The following is a 269-nucleotide window of genomic DNA, read 5'->3' on the forward strand; positions in this document are numbered from 1 at the left end:
CCCGGGATGCCATTCGGCGCAATTATCCGGTCATCGGGCGGTTCCGGGGCCTCTTTACCGAGCTGGGCGAGTTCTTTCGCCAGTACTTCTTCGCGATGGACCGCGAGGAGCTGCCGTTCAACCGCGCCCAACGCGGCTGGGTGGAGCGCGCGGCGGAAGGGGTGAGCAATACGGTCGCCTTCGGCTCCACGCGCAATCTTTCGGTGGTGGGAACGCCGATCTTCGTGAATGCGGCCTTCCCGCCCCTGGACGATCAGTTCGCCAAGACC

The 269-nt window shown here is 65.1% G+C and carries 1 pseudogene; it reads left to right on the top strand.

The annotated features are described in order from the left end of the window. Positions 1–269: pseudogene (locus GJQ66_RS14260) on the top strand (hypothetical protein); the annotation flags it as partial.

Origin of the sequence: Microbacterium sp. ZXX196 (genome assembly GCF_009709595.1) — a bacterium.
Lineage (GTDB): Bacteria > Actinomycetota > Actinomycetes > Actinomycetales > Microbacteriaceae > Microbacterium > Microbacterium excoecariae.